General features: G+C 59.4%; 4 protein-coding genes and 1 pseudogene. All 5 read right to left on the reverse strand.

What is annotated here, in order from left to right:
- Positions 1–3,082: transcription-repair coupling factor (gene mfd, locus QVO51_RS02875; RefSeq protein WP_288167788.1), on the reverse strand; the 3,082-nt coding region annotated here is incomplete at its 3' end.
- Between the two features lie 14 nt (positions 3,083–3,096).
- The gene (pth, locus tag QVO51_RS02880) at positions 3,097–3,717 is read right to left on the reverse strand and encodes an aminoacyl-tRNA hydrolase (protein ID WP_022357160.1); all 621 of its coding nucleotides are present in this window, start codon (positions 3,715–3,717) and stop codon (positions 3,097–3,099) included.
- A 12-nt stretch (positions 3,718–3,729) separates the two neighbouring features.
- Positions 3,730–5,100 (reverse strand): bifunctional UDP-N-acetylglucosamine diphosphorylase/glucosamine-1-phosphate N-acetyltransferase GlmU, encoded by a 1,371-nt coding sequence (gene glmU / locus QVO51_RS02885; RefSeq protein ID WP_022357161.1) that lies wholly within the window; start codon positions 5,098–5,100, stop codon positions 3,730–3,732.
- A 904-nt stretch (positions 5,101–6,004) separates the two neighbouring features.
- A complete protein-coding gene (locus QVO51_RS02890; protein ID WP_022357162.1) occupies positions 6,005–6,739 on the reverse strand; it encodes a hypothetical protein in 735 nt (244 codons plus the stop codon).
- Between the two features lie 84 nt (positions 6,740–6,823).
- Positions 6,824–7,370: pseudogene (locus QVO51_RS02895) on the reverse strand (hypothetical protein); the annotation flags it as partial.

Consider the following 7,370-nt stretch of genomic DNA (forward strand, 5'->3'; position numbering starts at 1 on the left):
GGGTCAGGCTTTCAATATACGTCTCCGGGATATGAGCGTCGATCTGGATATCCACCGTACACTCCGCCGCCTTCTTGATGGGCTCACCCTTTGCCTCTGCAATGGCTTCATTCAGCAGCCGGATATACATATCATACCCCACTGCCTCCATATTACCGTGCTGCTTGCCGCTGAGAATGTTGCCGGCGCCCCGGATCTCCAGATCCCGTAAAGCAATGCGGAAACCGCTGCCGAACTGGGTGAATTCCCGCATGGCATTGAGCCGCTTGGTGGCAACCTCCGTCAGCACCTTTTCCCGGCGGAAGGTGAAGTAGGCATAGGCACGCCGGTTGGAGCGTCCCACTCTGCCCCGCAGCTGATACAACTGGGACAGTCCCAGCCGATCCGCATCCTCTATAATAAGCGTGTTTACGTTGGGCACGTCCACACCGGTCTCAATGATGGTGGTACACACCAGAATGTCGATCTCGTGATCCACCAGCTGCCGCCAGATATCGCTCATGGCTTCTTCAGTCATCTGTCCGTGGGCGTAGGCGATCCGGGCATCCGGCAGTAATCTCTGGAGCCGGTCAGCGCATGCGGCAATGGTTTCCACCCGGTTGTGCAGGTAATACGCCTGCCCGCCGCGCTTCAGCTCCCGGGACAAAGCCTGCGCCACCACCCCGTCCGAGTATTCCACCACATAGCTTTGCACCGGGTAGCGATCCTGGGGCGGCTCCTCAATGACGGACATATCCCGGATGCCGCTCATTGCCATATTCAGGGTTCTGGGAATAGGGGTTGCGGACAGGGTCAGCACATCCACCCCCGCAAAGCTCTCCTTGAACTTTTCCTTGTGGGCAACCCCGAACCGCTGCTCCTCGTCAATGATGGCAAGGCCCAGATCCTTGAAGATCACGTCCTTCTGGATGAGCCGATGGGTGCCGATGAGGATATCGATCCTGCCGGTGGACAGCTTCCGCAGGATCTCCGCCTGCTGCTTGGGATTTCTTGCCCGGGACAGCAGCTCCACATTCACGGGCATCTGCTCGAACCGGCGCAGGGCGGTCTGGTAATGCTGCCGGGCAAGCACGGTGGTGGGCACCAGGATGGCGCATTGCTTGCCGGACAGGACGCATTTGAGCGCCGCCCGCATGGCGACCTCCGTCTTGCCGAAGCCCACGTCGCCGCACAGGAGCCGATCCATGGGATGGGGCTTCTGCATATCCGCCTTGATGTCCGCAATGCATTGCAGCTGATCGTCGGTTTCCACATAGGGGAACCGTTCCTCAAATTCCGCCTGGATCTCGTCATCCGGCAGGAAGGCAAAGCCCTCCGCCTTTTCCCGTTTGGCATACAGGGCGATCAGCTCATCCGCCATATCCTTGGCGGCACGCTTCACATTGTTCCGGGTCTTCTGCCACTCTACGGAGGACAGCTTGTGGAGCTTTACATGATCATCGTCCCGGGTGCCAATGTACCGGGACACCATATCCAGCTGGGTGACGGGCACATACAGCACGTCCTTGCCCGCATACTGGATGGTAATATAGTCCTTGGTGACCCCCTCCAGCTCCAGCTTCCGGATCCCCACAAAGCGCCCGATGCCGTGGAGCGCATGCACCACCAGATCCCCGGCGGTAATATCCGACAGGGCACGGATCTCCTCGCCCTTTTTGTGCTTTTTCGCCTTTTTCCGGGCATGCATGGCCTTTGCCTGGGTAATGAGGGCGGTTTTATTCTCCGGATAGGCAAAGCCCCCGGTAAGGCTGCCGATCATCAGCAGCACCCGTCCCGGCTGACATACGCTGTCCGGGGCGGCGATATCGCAGGGAATGCCGCTGTCCCGCAGGTCATTGCACAGAATGCCGATGGTCTTTTCCGAGCCTGCCACCAGCATAGTCCGGTAGCCCTGCTTGCAGTACAGGGAAAGATCCTCCGTCAACTGCCGGATCTCGCCGCCCCAGGGAGCGGTCTGCATGGCTTCGATGTTCAGCAGCTCCCGGTAGGGGATCCGGTCGCCCCCCTGCAAAAAGGTATCCAGATACACGCAGACCCGCTCCGTCAGCAGCTCCTGCATCCGGGGCACCTCCATCAGGTACCCCTCCAGTCCCTTGCACAGGGTACCGGCTTCCAGCAGCATCCGGTGATCCTCCATATACTGGGTCTGCGCACCGCGCATCCGCTCCTGCACCGCCATATGCTCGCTGAGCCAGACCGTGCCGGGAATGTAATCCAACAGGGTCACGGTTCTGGGATACAGCAGGGGCAGGTACTTGTCGATGTCCGTCAGCATTTCGCCCCCCCGGAGCCGCTCTGCGTCCCGGTTCAGCCATATCCGCAGCTCCGGCGCACGCTTGCCCCGGAGGGATTTTGCCAGAGCTTCGATCTTCTCCGCCAACAGCTCCGGCTGGGGCACCAGGGTCTCCTGGGCAGGCGGAATGGTGACCTGTTCCTGCTGATCCACCCGGCGCTGGGATGCCACCTCAAAGGGAGCGATGCTGTCCAGGGTATCCCCCCAGAACTCCAGCCGCAGGGGCATGGCAGCCTGCACCGGGAATACATCCAGCAAAGCGCCCCGGACGGAAAACTGGGAAGGGCCCTCCACCTTTTCACACCGGACATAGCCGCAGCCGGTCAGCTGCTTTGCCAGGGTGCCGATGTCGTAGTCCTCCCCGACCTGGAGGGTGATGGTACACTGCTCCAGCAGCTCCGGCGGCAGGGTGGGCTGCAGCAGCGCCTCGCCGGATGCGATCAGCAGGGCGCATTGTCCCGCCTGCACCGCAGAAAGCGCCGCCAGCCGCATATGCTCGTAGCTTCTGGACAGCCCCTCCACCGGGGTCAGCGCCATTTCCTTGGAGGGGAAGGGCAAAGCCCGGTTCTCCCCCAGCATCAGATTGATGTCGTCGCACAGCCGCCGGGCGGAGGCGTCATCCTCCGTTACAACAAGACCGGGCGTATCACACGCCAGGGCGGCAAGCAGCTGCGCCTTGTGGATGTGGGATACGCCGGAAAAAGATATGGGGGAAACGCCCCGGTTCAAGTACTTTTGCAGTTCCTGCACCGCAGACAGTTCCAATATAGTATCCTTGAAAAATTGCATGGGGTCTCCTTTGATCAGGCATTGTACCGGTTCATGGCTTCATCGATCTTGCCGTTTACCATCAGAGCAATGCTCTCACAGGCATGCTCTGCTGCAATGTGCAGCTGCTCCAGCTCCTCCTTGGTGAACCGGGACAGCACCCAGTCCGCCAGATTGTAATCCGGCCGGGGCTTCTTCCCCACCCCCAGCTTGATCCGGGGAAAGGTATCCTCGCCGGTGAGATAGATGATGCTCTTGATGCCGTTGTGTCCCCCGTCGCTGCCCTTCCGGCGAATTCGCAGCCGGGAGGGCTCCAGGGAAATGTCATCGTATACGACTATGATATGATCGATGGGCAGCTTGTAAAACTGCATGGCCTCCGCCACCGCCTGACCGCTGTTGTTCATATAGGTGGTGGGCTTCATCAGCAGGCAGCGCTTCCCGGCGATCACCGCATCCCCGCACAGGGACTTGAATTTCATCCGCTTGATCTCCGTATGCTCCCGCTCCGCCAGCAGATCCAGGGTCATGAACCCGGCGTTGTGCCGGGTCTGGGCATACTCCAGCCCCGGATTCCCCAGCCCCACGATCAGATACTCCGGAGGCCCGGCAGGGGCGGCGGATTCCACCTGCTTGAACAGGTCAAAAATGCTCATAACGTCCTCCTATTACAGCTTTCCCTTCAGCTTCCGCAGGGTGTAGCCCTCCTTCACCTGCATCACGCCCCGGTCGATGGCAAGGGAGTAATCCGGCACATCCCGGGTGACGGTGGTGCCGGCAGCAGTATACACTGCCTTCCCCAGCTTCACCGGTGCGATCAGGTTGGTGTTGCAGCCGATGAAGCAATTGTCTCCGATCTCGCAGCGGCTCTTGACGATGCCGTCATAGTTGACCGTCACCGTACCGCAGCCGAAGTTCACCTTCTTGCCCACGTCGCTGTCTCCCACATAGGTCAGATGCGCCACGGCAGTATTCTCCCCGATGGTGGAATTCTTGATCTCTACAAAGTCCCCGATCTTTACGCCGCTCATAATGTGGCTGTTGGGACGGATGTGTACAAAGGGGCCGATCTTCACCCCTGCCTCAATGACGGACTGATACGCCTGCACATAATTGAGCCGCACCCCGTCCTTGATCTCGCAGTTCTCGATCAGGCAGTTGGGGCCGATGACGCAGTTGGCGCCGATCTTCGTCTTTCCCCGGATGATGGTGCCCGGCAGGATCTCCGTGCCTGCCCCGATCTCCACGTCCCGGGTAATGGTGATGCCGTCGGTACAGGTGAATGCCACCCCGTTTTCCAGATGCTTTTCGATCTGCGCCAGCCGTGCCACCGTATTGAGCATCAGCAGACCCTTCCGGTCATTGGCACCCAGCACCACATCCGGATTCTCCGACAGATAGGCACCGGCACGCTTGCCGCTGTGGAGCGCCAGGTAAATGGTATCCGTCAGATAGTATTCCCCCTGGGCATTATTCTGGGTCAGCCCCCCCAGCAGCGTGATGAGATCCGCCGTCCGGAACCAGTAGGCACCGGAGTTGATCTCCCGGATCCGGCGCTGCTCCTCGGTGGCGTCCTTTTCCTCCACGATGCAGGTAATGCCGTTGTCCCCACGGAGGATCCTGCCGTAGCCCTTGGGGTTCTCCGCCAGGGCGGTGATGACCGTCACCGCATTCCCCTCCTGCACATGCTGCTCCAGGGCGTTGCGGATGGTATCGCTGTCAATGAAGGGTGCATCCCCGCACAGCACCAGGGTGTTTCCCGTCTGTTCCTGCTGCATAAAGGGGATCGCCTGCATCACCGCATGGCCGGTACCCAGCCGTTCCTCCTGCAATACGGTTTCGTATCTGCCGTTCAGGTAGGCATCGATCTGCGCCGCCTCAAAGCCCTTCACCACGCAGATCCGGGACAATCCTGCCCCTTCGCATGCTTTGATGACCCACTCCAGCATGGGCTCCTCCAATACGGTAAACATGGGCTTGGGCATATCCGCCTTCATGCGCTTGCCCTGCCCCCCTGCGAGAATAATCACGTTGTCCATAATAACCTCCATCCGCAGCACTGCTGCTTGTAGTATATCTTTATAATTATAGCATATTATGGGCAAAAAGAAAAGAGGATACGGGGATTTTCTTTTTTATATTTTGGGCGGTTTCATATTGGTTGTTGGTTTCATTTTAGGGATCAGCTCCTTGTGTGTTGTCTTTTATGCTCTGCGTGCTGGGGCTACGCAGGAGCGTTTTACCGCTGTCTTGGGGAGACAACCCGGGGAAAGGGGGGCAGCCCGGCTGCCAATCCCCCTTCCCCTTCCGGGTTTTCTCCCCCAGTCCCCCGCTTTCCTCCTTCCCCATCCCCCTCCATGCAGCACCCAAAGCTGCACATTCCCACAATGCTGCACAAAACGCAAGGGAATGAAATCCGACGGCTGAAATCGTGGAAACAGTTCAGCCTGTTCGTTTCCCAAAAGAGAGGGGTGGGTTGTGGAAAAGAGAGCGCGAGAGAAAAGCAGGGCAGCAGCACACAGGGATTGTGCACAGGATGCCTCAGCAGATTTTTCTTCAGAGCGTGCAGAACTGACGCAGGAATACTTGCCGTATTGCAAGGAGGTTCTGTAGGCTATGAGGGAAAATCTGCAAGCAGACTGTGTGCAAAGCCGCAGGCGTTCCCTGCGTGATGCTGCCCAGGGGAGGGGAGAGAATAAGCAGTTTACTGCGCTCTCCCCCCTCCCAAAGAGGTTGTCGCTCGCATCCCGGTAGATGGGTCATGCGTGACCCATCCGGTTAATCAAATAGAGTCACGCACATCTCCCCAAGATATCGGTAAAACGGTACTGCGTAAAAACAGCACGCGGAGTATCATAGAACGCAGAAAAGAAAATGGTCACCCAAAAAGCAGAACGGCAGAGCATAAAGAAACCCACAAAAAGAAAAGGGGGGCGCACCCCCTCATCCCTCCACTCTGCGGTAATACTTGGCATTCCCCCGCTGTTCCGCCGGCTGGATCAGCTCCAGATAGCACAGCAGGTTCAACAGCATCCGGGCAGTGTCCCGGCTCATATGTCCCACCTGTGCAATCTCCCGGCTGCCGAACACCTCCGGCGCATCCGCCGGAAACAGCTGCATGTAATCCGCCGGACAGTCAAAATGCACCTCCTGCATCAGGGCAAGAGGGATCCGGTCCAGCCGGGTGCTGCGGCGTTTCCGATCCTTTCCCACTCCGTCCAGCAGCCGCTGCTCCTCCGCCTCCACCACGCAGATGCAAAAGTGAAACCGGGGATTGTCCAGCATATACTTCAAGGCGTACAGCTCCGGCACCGCATCGGTCAGCCGGAGCTTCCCCGGGGCACGGGTGCGGGATACGGGTACGCCCTCCGGCGTGTACCATGCCACCCACTTTTTCCCGATGAGGGGATGCACCACCGTCACCGGGCATGCCTCCAGAAATGCGTCCAGCTTGGGGATCAGCTTGAACAGGCTCCGGGACTGGATCTCGATGACCCCGTGCTCCCCCACCGCATCCGCCACAAAGCCCCCAAGGGGCTGCTCATGGTTTTCCGGGCAGGGTTCAAAATAATACTTCAGTGCCGCATGCAGGGACTTTTCCCCCAGGGTGCCGATGCCCCCCTGTCCAAGCCGTGCCGCCGCCCAGGCACAGGCACTGGAAAATGCCTCCTGATCCATACCATCCCTCCTTGTATCCCCACTATAGCATGCCGCCGGAACAAAGTCAAGGCGGAACCGACAGCAAGCCGATTCCGCCCTGGTTTATGCATTTCCCGTATTTGCTTTGGGATCAAATCCCCCGAAGCCGCCGGGGGGTGTTTTTCCCTCCTGTGTGGGATCAAACCCATCCGGAGGTGTCATATCCTCCGGCGGCTCCTGCCCGTCAAAGGAGGGGTGAATGCCCTGCTCCTGTCTATCCGGAGGCATCATGCCATCCTGTCCGCCGGGGAAACCGCCTCCCTGGGGATTCATGCCGCCCGCATTGCTGCCTGCGGTGGTGATCCTGTCAGATACAGTAAAGCTGGTCAGCTCCGTGCCGCCGGTGCAGTCCCCTCCCGTATACAAGCCGTCGGTTTCCGTGCCGGAGCAGCTGCCCCCCAGGGTCACCGTATAGGTTTCTCCCTCCTGCAGGGCAGGAGCACTGAATACCACATGCTGGTACTGCTTTTCCGGAGCAAAGGCGCACAGCACCTGCCCATCCGAGTCTGTAATGGTCAGCAGAGTGCCTGCCTGCCGGGTGCCCGTGCCGATGGCTGCCGCATACTGACCGGAGGTATCCTCCGGGATCTCCGCCATGCCGCTGCTGCCC

The sequence above is a fragment of the Ruminococcus sp. CAG:379 genome, from assembly GCF_000434255.1.
GTDB lineage: Bacteria > Bacillota > Clostridia > Oscillospirales > Ruminococcaceae > Ruminococcus_F > Ruminococcus_F champanellensis.

Coding starts and splice junctions, on each gene's coding strand:
- pth (WP_022357160.1), bottom strand. CDS start 3,717: ATGAGCATTTTTGACCTGTTCAAGCAGGTGGAATCCGCCGCCCCTGCC.
- glmU (WP_022357161.1), bottom strand. CDS start 5,100: ATGGACAACGTGATTATTCTCGCAGGGGGGCAGGGCAAGCGCATGAAG.
- QVO51_RS02890 (WP_022357162.1), bottom strand. CDS start 6,739: ATGGATCAGGAGGCATTTTCCAGTGCCTGTGCCTGGGCGGCGGCACGG.